Consider the following 721-nt stretch of genomic DNA (forward strand, 5'->3'; position numbering starts at 1 on the left):
GGCTTCATGCCTGCTGCTCCAGCGCCCGGCGGAAGGCTTCGGGCAGCTCGCGGCCGAGCTGCAGGCGATTGCCGTCCTGTCGGAGGATCTGCATCTTCGCCAGCCATTCCTCGAACTCCGGCGCGGGCCTGACCGATGGCAAGTACATCACCGGCGATATCGATGACGCCTATCTGCACCGGATCGAACAGGCGCGCAACGACCTCAGCAAGTCCAAGGCCAATGCCGTAAGCGCCTCGCCGGCGAACACCAGCGGCGGCAGACCGGCGAGGGTGCGCTCGACGCGGCCGAGGTGATCGGCATCGGGGTACTCGGGTTGTTGCTGAATCGGTTTGCTACGCCAGCTCGACGGCCCCAAGCCGTCGCTGCAGGCGCCCAACGCCTCGGTGGAACACCTCAACCTGCTGCAGGCCGGGCGCGGCGAACTGGCGTTCGCCCTCGGTGATTCGGTGGACGATGCCTGGAACGCGCGCGCGACATGCTCGCCGCCTGTGAAGCGGCGATGCCCTGCGATCTGCTGATCGCCGCCGCCGCAGTGGCCGACTACCGCCCCGAGGTGGTGGCGCCGCACAAGCTGAAGACGGATCGAAGCCGACGCCCAGGCTGCGCTCCCAGCGCACCTTGCCCATCCAGCCACCGCCAACCTCGAACAACCCACCACTGTCCTGGCATTGCTCGCTGGCGAGATACACCACCAGCGGGCTCACCAGCTCGGGCTTGA

At 67.7% G+C, this 721-nt stretch carries 4 pseudogenes; 2 read left to right on the plus strand and 2 right to left on the minus strand.

The features are described from left to right. Positions 1–232 precede the first annotated feature (232 nt). Positions 233–358 (minus strand): annotated as a pseudogene (locus tag U8L64_RS12720) (3-deoxy-7-phosphoheptulonate synthase); the annotation flags it as partial. Between U8L64_RS12720 and U8L64_RS12725 the strand changes: the two are divergent. Continuing rightward, a pseudogene (locus U8L64_RS12725) lies at positions 345–500 on the plus strand (TAXI family TRAP transporter solute-binding subunit); the annotation flags it as partial. The pseudogenes U8L64_RS12720 and U8L64_RS12725 sit on opposite strands and share 14 nt — an antisense overlap. Further along, positions 470–604, plus strand: a pseudogene (locus U8L64_RS12730) (phosphopantothenoylcysteine decarboxylase domain-containing protein); the annotation flags it as partial. The pseudogenes U8L64_RS12725 and U8L64_RS12730, both read left to right, overlap by 31 nt. Here the strand turns inward: U8L64_RS12730 and U8L64_RS12735 are convergent. After that, positions 576–721, minus strand: a pseudogene (locus U8L64_RS12735) (serine/threonine protein kinase); the annotation flags it as partial. The pseudogenes U8L64_RS12730 and U8L64_RS12735 sit on opposite strands and share 29 nt — an antisense overlap.

Source organism: Pseudomonas sp. FIP_A4 (assembly GCF_036701605.1).
Lineage (GTDB): Bacteria > Pseudomonadota > Gammaproteobacteria > Pseudomonadales > Pseudomonadaceae > Stutzerimonas > Stutzerimonas phenolilytica.